The organism is Leeuwenhoekiella blandensis MED217, from assembly GCF_000152985.1.
Lineage (GTDB): Bacteria > Bacteroidota > Bacteroidia > Flavobacteriales > Flavobacteriaceae > Leeuwenhoekiella > Leeuwenhoekiella blandensis.
Genome location: NZ_CH672395.1, coordinates 2,362,341 through 2,378,576, shown reverse-complemented (window position 1 = coordinate 2,378,576; position 16,236 = coordinate 2,362,341). Strand labels below are relative to the sequence as shown.

Annotated in this window: 14 protein-coding genes; 3 read left to right on the top strand and 11 right to left on the bottom strand. The window is 40.2% G+C overall.

Going from position 1 to position 16,236, the window contains the following annotated elements; genetic code table 11:
- Positions 1 to 36 precede the first annotated feature (36 nt).
- The 4 genes from MED217_RS10220 to MED217_RS10205 form a co-directional block, all read right to left on the bottom strand.
- A complete protein-coding gene (locus tag MED217_RS10220) occupies positions 37 to 1,329 on the bottom strand; it encodes a serine hydrolase (RefSeq protein ID WP_009780440.1) in 1,293 nt (430 codons plus the stop codon).
- A 41-nt stretch (positions 1,330 to 1,370) separates the two neighbouring features.
- On the bottom strand, positions 1,371 to 4,280 hold the full coding sequence (locus MED217_RS10215) for a PEP/pyruvate-binding domain-containing protein (RefSeq protein WP_009780439.1): 2,910 nt from the start codon (positions 4,278 to 4,280) through the stop codon (positions 1,371 to 1,373).
- Positions 4,281 to 4,463: 183 nt separating this feature from the next.
- Complete coding sequence (locus tag MED217_RS10210) at positions 4,464 to 5,105, bottom strand: hypothetical protein (protein ID WP_009780438.1); 642 nt, start codon at positions 5,103 to 5,105, stop codon at positions 4,464 to 4,466.
- A gap of 4 nt (positions 5,106 to 5,109) precedes the next feature.
- Positions 5,110 to 5,604 carry an RNA polymerase sigma factor gene (locus tag MED217_RS10205; RefSeq protein WP_009780437.1) on the bottom strand — a complete coding sequence of 165 codons (495 nt, stop codon included), beginning with the start codon at positions 5,602 to 5,604 and terminating at the stop codon, positions 5,110 to 5,112.
- A 124-nt stretch (positions 5,605 to 5,728) separates the two neighbouring features.
- Here MED217_RS10205 and MED217_RS10200 point away from each other — a divergent pair, with 124 nt between their 5' ends.
- Positions 5,729 to 7,024 (top strand): NAD(P)/FAD-dependent oxidoreductase, encoded by a 1,296-nt coding sequence (locus MED217_RS10200; RefSeq protein ID WP_009780436.1) that lies wholly within the window; start codon positions 5,729 to 5,731, stop codon positions 7,022 to 7,024.
- Positions 7,025 to 7,174: 150 nt separating this feature from the next.
- On the opposite strand, the gene MED217_RS10195 is transcribed toward MED217_RS10200, so the two are convergent.
- From MED217_RS10195 to MED217_RS10175, 5 genes are all read right to left on the bottom strand, one after another.
- Positions 7,175 to 8,002, bottom strand: a complete 828-nt coding sequence (locus MED217_RS10195; RefSeq protein ID WP_009780435.1) for an alpha/beta hydrolase — start codon at positions 8,000 to 8,002, stop codon at positions 7,175 to 7,177.
- A gap of 84 nt (positions 8,003 to 8,086) precedes the next feature.
- Entirely contained in the window at positions 8,087 to 8,506 is a 420-nt protein-coding gene (locus MED217_RS10190) for a DUF1801 domain-containing protein (RefSeq protein WP_009780434.1), read from the bottom strand.
- Position 8,507: 1 nt separating this feature from the next.
- Entirely contained in the window at positions 8,508 to 9,107 is a 600-nt protein-coding gene (locus tag MED217_RS10185; RefSeq protein ID WP_009780433.1) for a YdeI/OmpD-associated family protein, read from the bottom strand.
- Between the two features lie 354 nt (positions 9,108 to 9,461).
- On the bottom strand, positions 9,462 to 10,775 hold the full coding sequence (locus MED217_RS10180) for an MFS transporter (protein ID WP_009780431.1): 1,314 nt from the start codon (positions 10,773 to 10,775) through the stop codon (positions 9,462 to 9,464).
- A 2-nt stretch (positions 10,776 to 10,777) separates the two neighbouring features.
- Positions 10,778 to 11,476 (bottom strand): arylesterase, encoded by a 699-nt coding sequence (locus MED217_RS10175; RefSeq protein ID WP_009780430.1) that lies wholly within the window; start codon positions 11,474 to 11,476, stop codon positions 10,778 to 10,780.
- A gap of 118 nt (positions 11,477 to 11,594) precedes the next feature.
- On the opposite strand from MED217_RS10175, the gene MED217_RS10170 reads away from it, so the two are divergent.
- Both MED217_RS10170 and MED217_RS10165 read left to right on the top strand, forming a co-directional pair.
- The gene (locus tag MED217_RS10170) at positions 11,595 to 12,281 is read left to right on the top strand and encodes an ABC transporter ATP-binding protein (protein WP_009780429.1); all 687 of its coding nucleotides are present in this window, start codon (positions 11,595 to 11,597) and stop codon (positions 12,279 to 12,281) included.
- Positions 12,278 to 14,824, top strand: coding sequence for an ABC transporter permease (locus MED217_RS10165; RefSeq protein WP_009780428.1), 2,547 nt, complete (start codon positions 12,278 to 12,280; stop codon positions 14,822 to 14,824). Before MED217_RS10170 ends, MED217_RS10165 begins: the two co-directional genes overlap by 4 nt.
- On the opposite strand, the gene MED217_RS10160 is transcribed toward MED217_RS10165, so the two are convergent.
- Together MED217_RS10160 and MED217_RS10155 are read right to left on the bottom strand one after the other, a co-directional pair.
- Positions 14,821 to 15,570, bottom strand: coding sequence for a DUF3307 domain-containing protein (locus MED217_RS10160; protein WP_009780427.1), 750 nt, complete (start codon positions 15,568 to 15,570; stop codon positions 14,821 to 14,823). The two genes, MED217_RS10165 and MED217_RS10160, sit on opposite strands and share 4 nt — an antisense overlap.
- The gene (locus MED217_RS10155) at positions 15,567 to 16,160 is read right to left on the bottom strand and encodes a SatD family protein (RefSeq protein ID WP_009780426.1); all 594 of its coding nucleotides are present in this window, start codon (positions 16,158 to 16,160) and stop codon (positions 15,567 to 15,569) included. The genes MED217_RS10160 and MED217_RS10155 overlap by 4 nt, the downstream gene beginning before the upstream one ends.
- Between the last annotated feature and the right edge of the window lie 76 nt (positions 16,161 to 16,236).

Genomic DNA, 16,236 nt, shown 5'->3' with positions numbered 1-16,236 from the left:
CACCGTCGGTTTTCGAGATTTTAAATATAATTAGTTTTATTGACCTGTAGTTGTCGCTCTGCTTTGAGCAACTTGTTCTTGCAAGGCTTTATCAATACGTCCTGCCAGATACATATGATCTGTAGCCGAATTTTTACCCAAAACATTGGTCATCAGACATACGATATACTTGGGCCCATCATCAGGATGCTCTACAATAATCACCGAATTCATATAATTAAATACGTTTCCTGCATAGTCGCCGCAAGGACCTTTGCTCTTATCACATTTATAAAAACTTCCGCTTTTAAAGTAAACAGCAGCTGAATCCAGATCGTGCGAATAAGCATAGCGTATACGACGTTCGGTTTGATACATAATGCGTTTCATCTCAAGACTAGAAAGCGAATCAACGGCTTTCCCTTGTTCCAGATTTATTAAAAACTTCATCAAGCCTTTAGGAGAGCCAATGCTACCTCCCATACGACCTACATAACGTTCACCTCCATTAGTAAAAAAGCCACCCAGTCTCCACTCATCTTCGGTGATGCCCATGGCTCTCAAGGGTTCGTTAACAACCTCATTGGCCAGTCGGGTTACTTCGCCACGGTCTGTATCTTTAAACCACTGCATAGCTTCTTCATCGGTAAGGTCAAAGTATTTTTCACCAAAAACCTTCAGCAATAATGCTTCGCGATACACCACACTGGCAGCGCCGTTATTACTTACGGCAACCATATGATCGATCCATTCATAAAGGCTAAAAACATCATCTTCGCGTGCCGTTCTGCGTGTTAATTTATCTTGTTCAATATCATAAACAGGAATGGTATGGTGATCGTAAACAGCAAAAGGTCCACCTTTTACGCGCTTGTACTTGAGTAAATTCAATCGAGCTCCCCAATCATCCGGACATAATTTTTCAAGCTGATCAAACATTGCAATAAGAATAGCTAATTTTCCCACACTTCCAGGTTGGTATCCTCGGGTTTCGTTGCGCGAAGCGTATTTAAGATTGGTACTGTCTGTCATATCTAATACCGAAATCGAATAGCTTTGATCTAAACCGTAAAACAATCCGCCAATTTTCTTCTGAAGTTCTGGATCATCCTGCATATAGGTTATAGCGCTGTCTCTTTTTTGAGTAAGTCGCAGTTTGATATCATCTATAGAATAATAAGCTCCGGGTGGAATGCGATTATAGGCGACGCTATCTTGTACCAATTTTTGCAAATAAGCAAGGCGATCTATCCCAGTGCGTTCATAGCCATCAATAGGGTAGAAGCTTTTAGGCGTGGCAAATGCTAATGCTAAAAGTACTACCGGTATGCAGAATAATAATTTTTTCATAGTTGATTTTTATAAGAATATTTGAAGAGATTGCAGAAAACTTAGAGTTTACTGTCCATCTCTATATATTCGTCTGGATTTGTTTTTGGAGCTATAGAATCAAGATATCCATTGCTCAAAGCATTTTTATTTTCAACAAAAGGACGTATTTGAAATAGCCACAATTTGTCATTTTGGAACCCTAATTCTACATCATAGGCTGAATTGGGATTGCTATTGGTCTCTTGCGGTATTTTGGTACGAATTTCCTCTGCGACCTCTCTTAGGCTTTGAATATTTTTTTCGTTGAGAATTGAAGATTCAAAAGCTGTTTGATAGGCTTTAGTTCCGCCTGATGCGGGTAAACGAATGAAATCCGGTTGACGAGCAGGTGCGAGTAACTTGCTTTCTGTTGAGGTTACCAATCGGGTTTCGGCAGCCTGACCATCTACGGCTCCACCGGCACCACGACTAAAGGCAACGGTAAGATCTTTCTCAGTTCCTTCATTGATTCCTTTGGTGATCATCACACCACTATAATCTACATCTACGCTTGGAATCACAAGAATGGAAGGGAATACATTTTCAGGATTTGAAAGGTAAACCTGGCGCCATTTGAAACTTCGCTCGGTGTACGGAGATGCCCATACTTTTTTGATACCATCTAAGATCTTTTGTTCTTCAACTACGTTAAAAAGCGTCAAATTTAAACCAGCACCGGTAAATTCTTCTAAGTCTTCCATATTAGTGTCACTGCGCAAAAACACAGGGGCTTGCCCTATAGGTTTTCCAAAAATAGAAGAGAAGGCGTTGCGCAATTCAGTAACGAATGAAGGTTTCAATTCCATAGCATTGATCGCCTCTCTTAAAGTAGCAAGCTTGGCGAGTTGATAATCGACCACTTGCGACTCTGGAGTTCCTGCTTTTCGTTTTGCTTCGGCAGTTTGAAACATTTCAGTTAAAAACTCCCAGTAACTTTTTCCCTGACCAGGCATTGGTAAATTCATGTGATCTCTAAAAATTCCAAAAGGAATCACGAGCCCTTCAACCACGTGATCAGGAAACATTTGTTTGAGTTGCCCCAGATTAGCAGCTTTGGGCCCAGAAAGGATTCCGCTGGCCGAAGCATCAATATCACGCATATTGAGAATGCTCTTTTTGTCTAGCTGTATTTTTTCGATAGGAACGGCAATTTTAGATTGATTGCGCTCTTCGGTAGAAAATAAAGCTTGTTCTTCAGAAGTCATTGCAGCAGCGAGTTTTAGGATCACGGTTCCCTTACTTGAAACGGCATAGAATACGTCTTTCCCATTAAAGGCTTCAAGATCTTCTAAATTTTTATCGCTTACAGCTGCGTTAGGAATGCCCAAGTTACGCGCGAGCAGCTGTACGTGAGAAACTAGGTTCCCTTCATCTACCGTAGCGATTCCTGCCACAGGTTTTAGGTCTGAAGGTGGACGCTTGAAGATGTAGATCTTTTTATTTGAAACTTCGACCGCATCCGGATTTCCTGAGACGACAACCAATTCGCCCATCGCGTATCCCGGATTCAACCCGTGAATAGCGCTTTGCTCATCAATTTGCATCACATCGTTTTCTAGGTTTGATTTGGTTGAAATAAAATCACCCAACTCGCTTACGGTTTTTCCTAACGGAAGCGCTACCGACGATCGCACGCGATCATCAATAAAGCCCGCGGCAAGCGGTTCAAATTCGGTGTATTTTGCTACCACTTCGTCGTAATTTGCTTTAGCCATCGCAGCACTCCATTGCACAATGCTACGCGAAGTATTTAAAATGGAATTCAATTCTGCCAAGGAAACCGTAGTGTAATTTATAGGAGCAATAACCGAAGCTACTTCTTCCCATTCCCAAACTTCTAAAAGTCCGGTGCCGGCAGTAGCATAACTCAAATAATAGTTTTTTTCTAGTAACTCACGAAGGTCTTCAGGTTCCCAGTCGGCTGTTTTTTTCAGCAGCATTTCTTCTAGTTTTAAGGATACATCTAAAAGAGTGAGGCGTTCTGAAGCCTTTTTTACCTGAGTGATCTGTGTTCTAATGTTGCACAAAAGATCACTGATCTCGGGGATGATGTTGTATGCGGGTGTATTGTTGTCAAAATCTGTAGTAAAATCAAGCAATTGCGATTTAACGTCAAATTCTCCTTTAATACTTGAAACCTCATTTTTTAAGCGCTCTAAGTTGATTGGAGAATAGTACTCATTCAGTGTAGCGACAAGCGCATCAAATTGCTCTTTAAGCTCCGGAGTAAGTTCGTCGTTATATTCCTGACGGAAATTTTGCACAAGAGCAAGGTCGCTTACTTCGGGCTGGCCGTGAATTTTTACGCGAACATCCATAAACTCAGGAAATTCTTCCGCGATCACTTTTGACTCACTGCGCATACGCTGTGCGATATTGTCGTCACCAGAATGAGGAATGTCTTTTAGCGATTGTCTAATGAGGTAATAATTTTTTTCTAAGCGGGCGTCATCTTTCAAAAGCCATTCATAAAATTCGATGCCCCAGGCTTCTTCATCTTCAGATTGAATTGCACCACGGTAATATTGTGCTTTTTCCAGAATCCAACCATTATCTACACTTTGTAAATATTTATTAAGCTGGTATTGTTTCAATCTGCTTTGTTGATTGGCCTCGTCCCAAAACTCGTTATGTTCTGCGGCGGCTAAAATTTCACCAAAAAATAGATGATTTTTTTCGGCTAAATCCTCTGTAATGCTCTTGTAGCTTGCGTGCTGTATGCCGTCAACACCCTCTGGACAAGGATCTTTGGGTTCACGCATCGTACCATCTTCACAAAACCAACGGATACGCAAATAGGGACCACGAGGATCCTTTTTAAAATCCTGTATCGTTTGCTTAATTGTTGATGTAGTATATTCTTGAGCTTGAAGTGAAAATGAAGCTACTACAAAAAGGAAAAAATACAGCGCAGGTAGTGTTTTGGGCATAATAGGTTGTTTGTCACAAAAATAAGTCGAGGCCTTGTTAAAGGTGCGCTAAAAAAGATTATGATTTTCTTAAATCTTTGTGGCCTTGAGGCAATGTAAATTTTGATTTTGGAAACCTTTGAGCATAAAGAAAGCCTGTCTCGGTAGAAACAGGCTTTTGTTTTAACTGAATTTAATCGAGATCTAATCCCGTAATTCTAGTTTGCTTAATTCTTTATAGTTGCGTTTTAGACGCCCTAATAGAATGCCGTAAAGTAATTTGTAAAAGCCCCAAAGCATAGCCACTAATACCAGCAGGCATACGACAAATAAAGCGACAAAACTCAGAGGAATGGTCTCACTGCCGTCTTCAGCCTGAATCATGATATCATTAAACTTAGGATCAAAATTCAGCATAGCGATAAACACAACCATACCTATGATGAAGAAAAGAATAAGATTGTACGCTACATAGAAATTTACGGTACGCCTTACTCTAAGAATTCGACGCATCAACTGCTTGGTATTGTCTGTTGTTTGTACATCTTTATAATTCTTATAGAACAAGAATATAAAAACACCTAAAACGGCATATTGTAAAACGATACCTACGATCTCAAACTCATATAAATGTATCTGTCTTAAGGTCTCTAAGGTTTCAGCGTTGACGGTTGTCACGTTGAGAATTGTCCATAAGACAAATTCAAAAATAGAGACGTACAAAATCCACTTCATCAAAGAGGATGAGCGTTTATGTATCATAGTGTAGATGCTTTCTACACTAACCTTAGGAAGTTCGGCCTCCTGGCGCTTCCAGTCTTTTTTTAAAAAATCTAATTCATCCATCGTACTACACCTTTAATAAGTCTTTCAACTTTCCTTTAACCCGGTTCATTTTAACTCTGGCATTCACCTCAGTAATACCTAAAGTTTCAGAAATTTCGCTATACGGTTTGTCTTCCAGGTAAAGAAACACCAGCGCTTTGTCAATATCGTTAAGCTGCCGGATAGCCGAGTACATTAATTTTAATTGTTCTTCTATAGTATCATCATAATCGGTACTGGCTATTTTGAACATCACATTGTCGTAATCTTGAGTTTTAATCCTTCTCTTAGATTTACGATAAAGGGTGATTGCTGTATTAAGCGCCACACGATACATCCAGGTGGTAAACTTAGAGTCACCTCTAAATTTTGGATATGCTTTAAATAATTGAATAGTTATCTCCTGAAACAAATCATTGTGCGATTCCTGATCGTGCGTATACAATCGGCAAATTTTATGCACAATGTTTTGATTGGCTTCAAGCTGAGTTACAAATTGTTTTTCAAGTTGCGGATCCAATATTAAATTGTTAGTTGACTTATTTGTACATAAGCGAGGTAATATGTTACAGCTATTGCTAAAATAATGATAAAGATTAAATCGTCTGAGGGCTGTAAGCTAACTTTGATACAAATTAACTACCATGAATATTCCTGAAACTAGCCAACCGCGCATCGTTATAATTGGTGGGGGGTTTGGAGGCATGAACCTGATCAAGAAACTTAAAAAAACAGATTATCAAGTAGTTTTACTCGACAAGCGAAATTTTCACACATTCCAACCGCTTTTATATCAAGTATCAACTTCTGGGCTAGAGCCTGAGTCCATCGCTTATCCTTTGAGGAAGATCATAAGGAAACAAAAAAATATGCATTTCAGGCTTGCTGAAGTGCACCGCATAGATACCCAACTTCAAAAAGTGCGTACCGATATTGGTGATTTGCATTATGACCATCTGGTGATCGCCACTGGAACGCGTACTAATTTCTTCGGAAATAAAACTATTGAAGAAAATGCGATTTGGATGAAAAGTCTTCCACAGGCATTGAATATTAGAAGTTTGATGTTTGAAAATCTAGAGAAAGCAAATCGAACCGAAGATCCCGTAAAACGAAAAGAACTTTTACGTTTTGTTATTGCCGGTGCAGGACCAACAGGTGTTGAGCTTAGTGGTGCTCTAGCAGAATTACGCTCTAACGTGCTCCAAGCAGACTATCCTGATATGGATACCAGTGAGATCGAAATACACCTTATAGAAGGTGCAGATCGCGTTTTGCCGCCATTTAGTCCGCAGTCTTCAGAAAAGGCACAGAAGTTTTTAGAGGATATGGGCGTGACGATTCATTTAGAAACCTTTGTGGGAAATTATGAGAATAATACCGTAACCACAAAAGGAGATCTTGTTTTAGATACCGCAACCTTTATATGGTCTGCCGGGGTTACCGGAGCTTCTATTGATGGTTTTGAAGAAACTTCGCTTTTACCTAAACTGAATCGTTATAAAGTAGATCGATACAACCGCGTTGCCGGTTTTCAGAATATTTATGCCATTGGGGACATCGCATTAATGGAAACAGAAGATTTCCCAAAAGGTTACCCGCAATTGGCGCAACCTGCAATTCAGCAGGGAAAAAATCTGGCGAAGAACTTCAAAAAAATGTTGCGTAAAGAGGAGCTAGAACCTTTTAAGTATTTTGATAAAGGTTCTATGGCGACCATAGGTAGAAATAAAGCCGTCGTCGATATGGGAAAAATTCACTTTGGTGGATTCCTTGCTTGGTTTATTTGGATGTTTGTACACTTATGGTTTTTGGTAGGTTTTAGAAATAGAGTGGTGACTTTCTTCAACTGGACCTACAGTTATCTCAATTATGATAAAGCAGCCCGACTTATCGTGCGGCCGTTTAAACAGAACAAGATCATCGCAGAAGAAGATTAATAAAAAAGGGACAGTTTTTACTGTCCCTTTTTTATTGGCGCCACCAAAACGATTTGATACTCCACGGCTTGTCTCGAAATTAAAAATTCGTTTTCAACCAATGTCTTGTGGGCCTGCCTTTGTCGGTAGATAGGCTTGCCCGGAGGCAGTTTACTCAATACTTGAGGTGAAATTTTGAATTTCTTTAAAATACTTACTCAACGGATTGAAGAATTGCGTCACCATCGCCGTATGATTTTTATTCATAATGAGCAGTGGCGCTTCAGGCTGAAACTCGAGCAGTTTATTATGAAATAAATCATTGTAATAATAAAGTGACGGAATGGTTTTAGTCCCCAACAAGGTCAAAATAGGCGGTGTATTTTCATCTAAAAAATAATAAGGCGAAGCGTTTTTCCATTCTTCGGGATTGGTGGTCCAAGTCACATTGTAATACTCCTCTTCACCTGGAGGATTTTCTTGCAAATAAGAATACATATCGAGTCCGGCTGCATCGTCGAGAATAATTCCTTTTATATAATCTGTGTTTTCTAAATATTTAGGATTCATAGCAGCCAGTGCAGCAAGATGACCACCTGCAGAATGCCCCATTAAAAAGATTCGGTTGGGATCGCCTCCATATTTTTCGGCGTTGTCGTGCGTCCATTTGATGGCTTTGGCAATTTCTTGAGTCATCTGATCATAATTCGCATACGGACTCAGCGTATAGCCGGGAATGACGGTGAGGTAATCTTTGCCTGCAAAGTTGCGCCCGAGTACCGAGTAGGTGTTTTTATTTCCGCTGTTCCAGTTTCCACCGTGAACAAAAATCAGCACATCGTGAGCCACAAGAGAATCTTTAGGCTGAAAAATATTAAGCTCAGGAGCTTCTGCGGAAGCTTCATAGTCCGTATCTAAATACTCGATGTTCTCTTTCTTCACCGAACCACAGCTAGCTAAAATTAAACTTGTAATAAGAATAGAAAGGGATAAACGCATAGTTAAATTATATAGTTGTAGGTAGGTCAACGTGCAAATAGCTGCTTTATTGGCATAGTATAAATGTAAATACGTTGAGATACTTTATACTTTATATTTCTCACGCATATAAGCCACAGATTCGATAATCAGCTTTTTGAGAATCTCAATATCAATGTCTGCAAGTTTATTGATATACAGACACGAAGCACCGGTTTTATGTTTGCCAAGCTGTTGAAGCAATTCTGTATAGCGCTTAAAACCCGGCATAATATAAACCGAAAGATTCTGCTTTCGCGGTGAAAATCCTGTAAGGAAAAAATCACCTTCACGGCCGCTATCGTATTTATAATGATACGTTCCATAGCCGATCAAACTATCGCCCCAGAGTACAGCCGGTTCGGGGAGAAGTTCGTTGAAAATGGCATAGAGTTCTAATGCGTCTTTCTTACGTTGCTCGTGTTGCACAGCATTGATATAATCTAACACAGAAGCATCTGTGGGTTGTGTTTTATTAGCCGCCATCTTAGCAATTTTTATATTTATCGTGTAAGCCTTTGCCGTCAAGAATGAGCGGTGTGGACTTTTCTAGTCTGGATATTCTGGTTTTTTCTTGTTTGGCAGAAGCAATATGCTCGGCATACTCTTTCTGTCTTCCTGGAGTAAGGGCTTTAAATGCTTTTTCTAAGTTTTGATCTTCTGAGAATGCCTGAGTGAGTTCAACAGGTAGTGCTATATTTTTAGAAGGTTTTGCCGCTTTTACTTCTAATCCTTTTTTTTGATTGCTAATCGCCTCGTTGAGGTAGTATAAAAGTTCGTCTTCTTTAATCTCTGAAACATCGGTATACCGTAATTGTCGTAAGGCTTTAGTTTTTCCTTCCTGAGCATTATGCAGGCGTTCATATTTATCATTTATCAGTGAGCCATTAAAAAACCAAACTCCAAAATGATGTTTAAATCTACCCAGTCCTGCGACGTTTTTGCCGTCTAGGGTGTACACGGGAGCACTCCATTTAAAGGTTTCTTCAAGCGCAGTTCGGTTTACTATAGATCGAAGTGTTAAAATAGCATCTTTAAAAGGATGCTCCGTTTTAAAATAAGCCTCTATTTTACTGGGATTACTCATAATTTATTGGTTAAAAAGTGCTTCAAAAGAGCATCAAAATATTAACTATAAATTTAACTAAAATACGCCATACACTTTGTGAAACGTGTCAAATTTCGGCATACATTAGTACTATAAAATGAGTCAAACAATGGCACAAAACAAGTCATCTAAAAAGGCTGCTCCAGCTAAACAGGCTACAAAACCTGCTGCTGTTAAGCCGGTGAAGACTGCTTCTAAAAAGAAGTAATCTTTGATATCTAAGGGCATCCAGGATGCAGCCGATATAACATTATCCAACTATGGAAAGAACGCCACTTAAAACGTGGCGTTTTTTTTTTTTTGCTGATTAGTAAATGAATATTTTTAAAGCATTTATTCTACATCGGGTAGCGTAGAACCCTTAAAGGCACCAATAATGCCTAAAACCGAAAGTAAAACAATAACACCTTCAACAGAAAATAGCGAAGCAAGCGCGCTCAAACCTCCGGTAATTAACAGGATAAAACCAATAAGCGTGTTGCTTACTGCAACATAATCGGTACGGCGGTTGCCTTCTGCCATATCTACGATGTAGGTTTTACGTCCCAAGCGCACTCCTTGATGGGCAATTCCCAAGACAAAAAGCGCCACAGGATACAACCAAACCTGATCACTCAAACCGGGTACAAATTGAATTAATCCAACCACAATTAAACCTAAACCGGCGGTAAGCATCGCAGCATAAGTCATTACTTTTTTACTGGATTTATCTGCCATTTTACCCCAAACCGGCGCACTAATGATTGAAGCGACGCCATTTGCAATAATGAACAAACCCAATAAATAAGCTTCTTTACCTACATAGCGCTGGGCAAGCAAAATGTAATATGGAGCAGTTAAGGCGGAGCAAAGCAGTAAGGAACGGGTAATGATAAAATTTCTGAAGGGTTTGTCTTCCTTGAGTAAACTAAGGCGATTCCAGGCTTCTTTAAGCCCGTTTTTGCCGCCTTCGGTTGCACCTGGAAATTCTTTGATGTTGGCATAAATCAATGCTGCAATAAGCCATAATGCTGAAGCAAAGAAAATGAGGTAGCTGTAAAATTCGATACCAACATCACCCTTAGATCGGTAAAGAATAAATAAGCCGGCTGCTAAGACCAATATTCCGCTTACGGATGAGGTATAGCCTTTTAATTTACCGCGTTTTTTCTTCGGAATCGTTTTCCCAAGAACATCCTTAAAAGCGATAGAACACAAGCCGCGAGAAAGACTGAAAGCAATCAAGCATAGTATGATTAACCAACCGGCGATGCTTCCTTCAAAAGATAAGGCGATCAACCCGATACCGGCAATAGCAAGAAATTGCAAAAACGAACCTAGGACCCAAACGTACTTGCGCACGGCACGTTTTCTAATGTAATGCGCAATAAACAATTGGGGTAACATCGATCCCGATTCCCGAATAGGAACAATAAAACTGATGAGCATCACAGGAGCATTCACATAACTCATAATCCAAGTGAGCACCGTTTTAGGATTACTCAAGGTGTCACCCAGAGAAGTAAGCATATTACTTATGAGGATGAGAAAATAATTTTTTGGTGTTTCTCTGCAGGATTCCTCATCAATTGCCTTGCAACTCCTTGCATCTTCCTCGTCGTTGAGGTAATCGTAGAGCTGCTCGAGGTTGGTTTCTTTTTGCGCCATTGCTATTCTTGAACAAGTGGTTCTAAAACAGGCCACACATTTGCAGCTACAAGTTTATGACCTTCTTCGGTAGGATGAATACCGTCATTTTGATTCAGACGCTCTATACCGCCTACGTTTTGTAGTAAGAATGGAATGAGCGCAATGTTATTTTCTTCAGCTAACTGCGGAAACATATTTTTAAAGTCGGTGGTGTATTCCTTTCCCAAATTAGGCGGAAGCTGCATCCCAGCAAGAACGATTTTCGCCTGCGGCGCTTCAGCTTTTACTTTATCAATCATCCATTGCAGATTTTCACGCGTTTCTGCTACCGAAACACCACGTAAACCATCGTTGGCTCCTAATTCTAAAACAAAAATATCTACATCAGGTTCCAGTACCCATTCTAATCTGTTTCTACCTCCGGCGGTGGTTTCGCCACTTAGACCGGCATTGATCACATTATAATCAAGTCCGAGACTGTCTAATTTCTCCTGAATCAAACCGGGAAATGCATTGTCTGGATCTTCCAGACCGTAACCGGCAGTTAGGCTGTCGCCAAAGAATAGAATACTGTTTGAAGTGGAATTTAAATCTTCTGCATTAGTGGTTTCAGAAGTGCTTTGGGATTCTTTTTCTTCAGCATTCGTGGTGTTAGCATCCTTACACGCAGCAAGGATCAAGAAAACAAAAAGGAGGTAAAAAGGAATTCTATTTTTCAAGATTGTAGATTTAAAAGGTAAATGATTATTTTAAGCATTTATTGGCGCCACCATAGGTTTTACGTAAGCTTTGGTTCAAAAAAGCGTCCAAAAAGATTCTCCTTAGCAACACCCATTTATGGCATCAATTTTAGAAATCTCAAATTTAGCAAAAAGCTATACCAGTGGCTCAAAAACGCTCAAGGTACTTGACGATATTAACTTTAGTATAACAGAAAAGGAGACCTTTTCTATAGTTGGTCCTTCGGGAAGTGGAAAAACCACCTTACTCGGTTTGTGTGCCGGTCTTGATAAACCAGATTCAGGTACAGTGACTTTAAATGGTGTTGAACTCAGTAGCCTGACTGAAGATGAACGTGCCTTATTGCGCAATAAAGATGTAGGTTTTGTTTTTCAGGATTTTCAATTATTACCTACGCTTACTGCACTCGAGAATGTTGCGGTTCCTTTAGAATTGCAAGGGGCTAAGCATGCGATGAAAAAAGCAGCGGAATTACTCACAAAAGTAGGTCTTGGAGATCGCGGTAATCACTACGCATCGCAACTTTCTGGCGGGGAGCAGCAGCGTGTAGCACTTGCACGAGCTTTTGCCAATGATCCTAAAATTTTATTCGCAGATGAACCCACAGGAAATCTGGATGCTGAAACCGGAGAAACCGTAGTTGATTTGCTTTTTGAGTTGAATAAAGAATTGGGGACCACTTTAGTTTTGGTCACCCACGATATGGAACTTGCTCAGAAAACACAGAATATTCTCACCATTAAAGGAGGCAGAATAGCAGACCTCACAAAAGCGAGCTTATGAGTAGTATGAAAAGTTCTTTGCGCTTAGGCTGGTTGAGAAAAATGGCGTGGCGCGACTTTAAAGCCAGTGCCGGGAAGTTGAGCCTTTTTATGGTTTCGATCATTTTGGGAGTTGCAGCCATTGTGTCGATTCAATCTTTTGGAGAGACTTTAAAAGATAATATTGCCTTACAGTCAAAAGCCTTGATGGGTGCCGATTTTAAAATTGATAGCGACCATCCACTAACTGAAGAAGCGCGAGCTATCGTAGATTCTTTAGGAGGAGCAGATGCTGAAGAAATTTCGTTTTCTTCTATGGCATTGTTTCCAAAAAATCAAGCGACCAAATTGTTGCAAGTACGGGGGATCAGTAACGGATTTCCATTTTATGGAAAATTAGAAACACAGCCAGAATCAGCTACAGAAGATTTTCAAGAAAAGCAAGGCGCTTTGTTAGATGCAACGGTGATGCTTCAGCTTGATGTGCAGGTGGGTGATACGATAAAAATAGGGGAGGTAAAATTGCCTGTTTTGGGTGGTGTTGAAGCGCTTCCCGGAAGCAATGCAGTTTTTAGCGCGATCGCTCCGCCGGTGGTCATTCCGTATCCATTTATAGAAAAAACCGGTTTGGTTCAGTTGGGAAGCCGAATCGATTATGAGTTTTATTTTGAAGCACCTGATCAAGATATGGAACTTCTTGATCAAGCAATTGATAATCGGTTGGACGAGGCAGACGCCGATCTCGATACGCACACGTCAACCAGCGAGCGTCTTGGCCGACGCTATGAAAATTTTGGAAAGTTTTTGAATTTGGTAGGTTTTATCGCCTTACTTTTAGGATGCGTGGGCATTGCAAGTGCGACAACCATTTACATCAAAGACAAACTCAAATCGGTCGCTATTTTAAAATGTTTGGGAGCGAGCCGTAAGCAGGCATTTCTTATTTATTTGATCCAGATTGGTGTTTTAGGACTCGTTGGTGGAATTCTAGGAACCATCGCCGGTTTGTTGTTGCAGCAGTTATTCCCTATTCTTTTAGAAGGATTATTACCGGTAGATGTTGCACTTAAATTATCTTGGCCGGTTATCTTTTTAGGAATCTTCATTGGCGCTTTTATGTCGGTTTTATTTGCGCTCTATCCGCTGTTGAGTACGTTGCAGGTTTCTCCTCTACAAACCTTGCGCGTAAGTGCTTCAGACAATCAACAGTCATCAAAAACAGCGATAGCAGTTTCGTTTGCGATACTCACTTTTGTGTTTTTATTCGCGTTTTGGCTGTTAGAAGATTGGAAATATGCCGCATCATTCTTAGGCGGGATTCTCGTTGTTTTTAGTATACTAGGTGGAATCGCGCGCGCATTTATGCGTATGCTTCGGAAATATTTTCCCGAGAGTTGGAGTTTTACCTCGCGGCAAAGCTTACGTAATTTGTTCCGGCCTCAGAATCAAACGGTGGTGTTGATTCTTGCGATAGGCGTTGGTTCATTTTTGATAAGTACGCTTTACTTTACTAAGGATATTTTGCTCGCTCAGGCCAATTTAGATAGTGAAGCCAATCAAGCCAATATGATCTTGCTCGACGTGCAAAAGGATCAAATGACTGAAGTTGCACAAACACTATCTTCAAATGAATTACCACCGCTAGATCAAATTCCAATTGTGACGATGCGCGTGCAAAGCATTAACGGTCGCGATAATGCCGATTTGAAGAAAGACACCACAGTGCATATAAATCGATGGATCTTAAACCACGAATTTAGAACGACCTATAGGGATTCTTTAATTGCTTCGGAAGTTTTACAAGCAGGAACATTTACAGGAAACCTTATTGAAGAAGCTGAGGTTGTTCCAATATCTGTAAGCAACAATTTTGCTGAAGATGCAAAGGTAGGAGTAGGAGACCGGGTGACTTTTAATGTACAGGGCCGACTTCTAGAAACCGAAATAGGAAGCATACGCACCGTAGACTGGAGTAGAATGCAACTGAATTTTTCAATTGTATTTCCGGCAGGTGTTTTAGAGCGTGCGCCACAATTTGGTGTGATCACCACGCAGGTTCCTGATGCAAAAACTTCGGCAGCCATTCAGCAGGTTTTGGTGAAAGCATTTCCAAATATTTCGATCCTTGATCTAAGACAGGTGCTTAGCGTTGTTGAAGAGTTGCTTACCAAAATAAGCTACATCATCAACTTCATGGCGTTTTTTAGTATTCTTATTGGGATTATTGTATTGTTAGGAGCGGTACGCACGAGTAAATTTCAACGTATAAGAGAGAGTGTATTGTTGCGTACGATGGGAGCTAAGAGCAAGCAAATATTGCGCATTCAAGGTTTAGAATATCTGTATCTAGGACTTTTGGGGACGCTGTCTGGTATTTTGCTATCCCTCTTGGGCAGTTTACTACTCGCTTATTTTGCGTTTGATACCGCTTTTGTTCCATCGGCAATTCCATTTTTGGTTCTACTTCCGGGAATTACAGCGCTTGTTTTAGCCATTGGATTGAGCAACAGTCGCAGTGTGATTAAAAGTTCGCCGCTAGAAGTATTACGCAAAGAAGGCGTTTAGATATTAAAGATGTCTAGTGTTTTTAAATACTGAAAGAGTAAGCCTGTTCCTATTGCAATCCCGAAACTCAATAAGGTACCAATGAGTACATATTCTGTGAGTTGTCTGTTTTTGCCTTCGGTTAAGTCTCCAAATCTGAATACTGATTTTGCAGTGATGAGAAAACCGATGGCAGACCAGGTATTGAGTAGGATGAATGTAAAAACGAAAAGACGTTCCAAAATTCCTATTATTTTGCCTGCGCCCGCAAGAGAAGTGCTTTTAGATCCTTCTTTTTTAGATTTAGGTTCAATGGCGTTTTGCCAAGGTTGAAGCGCGATACGCATAAGAATTCCGGCAACGTAAGTCACAAAAAATAGTAAGGTGATGAGTAAAAGTGCCTTCGGATGAAAGATTTCATTGAAATCAATTTGATAAGGCGTGTAGTAAAACAACACGAGATTAAGGACGAGCAGATGCGCAATTTGGTCTGCGATAAAAAGTTTACGACTGTTCTTCTTAGTCGTGTACTTGATCTTGAGCGCATCTATCGCATAGTGTGTTAGAATGATGACCAAAATCCCCAAGAAATATTTAGACTCAAACTGAAGCAAGAACAGTAAAGCTAAGAGGTGAACGCCTACGTGCGTCACTAAGTACTTGGATTTCCAGCCGTGCTTGAGCTTATGGTTCACCCATTTTGTGGGTTGTAACACAAAATCACCTAAAATGTGGGCGAGTATTAATTTAAGCGCAAGTACGATCATAGCTTATTGATTTGGTCGGTGTAAAAGTTGAGCATTTTTGAGATTTCATCATAACCGGCTCGAGATAGCGCTTTGCTTATAGCACTTTGTGCTTTGTCTAGTTTTTGACTGAGTTCGGTTTGATTGAGATGAGGTTCTTCAAAACGCGCTTTTACAATTTGTGCAGTTACCGCCGGCCAATTATCCATCGTTAGGGAAGCTAGAGAAAACATAATATTGAGCGTTTCATCAACCGATTTAAAGTCAGATTGTATGACGAGCGTGTTTGTTTTAATAGCATCAAAAGCAGTTCCCGAGTGTACAAAAGCGCTTCCGTTTGCTTGTGTTACATGGTTAGCTTTGTAAGTATAGTCACCAATCCCGATAGCGATACGTACATCAAGAGCGCTATTGGTCTTTATTGTGGCTTTAATATGCAATGCAGCTTTTAGGGCGTGGCTGGCATCCAGTAAAAGCTGAAAACTATCACCACGATAAATTTCCCAGTTTTCTGGGGTTGTGCCATACATCTCGAGAACCGAAACGAGTTGTTCTTGCCATCCCGTAGCTGCTCTAGAATTTATGATATCGCCTGTAAGTACTGCTTTCATATAAACTCAAATACGTATAGTAAATATATATTAAAAAGAGTATAAAGTGAAATATATATTAAATGAGCTATAATCT

What these genes read in the sequence shown, in the direction of transcription:
- MED217_RS10165 (WP_009780428.1), top strand. Translation starts at nt 12,278, where the DNA reads ATGAGTAGTATGAAAAGTTCTTTGCGCTTAGGCTGGTTGAGAAAAATG.
- MED217_RS10180 (WP_009780431.1), bottom strand. Translation starts at nt 10,775, where the DNA reads ATGGCGCAAAAAGAAACCAACCTCGAGCAGCTCTACGATTACCTCAAC.
- MED217_RS10170 (WP_009780429.1), top strand. Translation starts at nt 11,595, where the DNA reads ATGGCATCAATTTTAGAAATCTCAAATTTAGCAAAAAGCTATACCAGT.
- MED217_RS10160 (WP_009780427.1), bottom strand. Translation starts at nt 15,570, where the DNA reads ATGATCGTACTTGCGCTTAAATTAATACTCGCCCACATTTTAGGTGAT.
- MED217_RS10215 (WP_009780439.1), bottom strand. Translation starts at nt 4,280, where the DNA reads ATGCCCAAAACACTACCTGCGCTGTATTTTTTCCTTTTTGTAGTAGCT.
- MED217_RS10200 (WP_009780436.1), top strand. Translation starts at nt 5,729, where the DNA reads ATGAATATTCCTGAAACTAGCCAACCGCGCATCGTTATAATTGGTGGG.
- MED217_RS10220 (WP_009780440.1), bottom strand. Translation starts at nt 1,329, where the DNA reads ATGAAAAAATTATTATTCTGCATACCGGTAGTACTTTTAGCATTAGCA.
- MED217_RS10155 (WP_009780426.1), bottom strand. Translation starts at nt 16,160, where the DNA reads ATGAAAGCAGTACTTACAGGCGATATCATAAATTCTAGAGCAGCTACG.
- MED217_RS10210 (WP_009780438.1), bottom strand. Translation starts at nt 5,105, where the DNA reads ATGGATGAATTAGATTTTTTAAAAAAAGACTGGAAGCGCCAGGAGGCC.
- MED217_RS10185 (WP_009780433.1), bottom strand. Translation starts at nt 9,107, where the DNA reads ATGAGTAATCCCAGTAAAATAGAGGCTTATTTTAAAACGGAGCATCCT.
- MED217_RS10195 (WP_009780435.1), bottom strand. Translation starts at nt 8,002, where the DNA reads ATGCGTTTATCCCTTTCTATTCTTATTACAAGTTTAATTTTAGCTAGC.
- MED217_RS10190 (WP_009780434.1), bottom strand. Translation starts at nt 8,506, where the DNA reads ATGGCGGCTAATAAAACACAACCCACAGATGCTTCTGTGTTAGATTAT.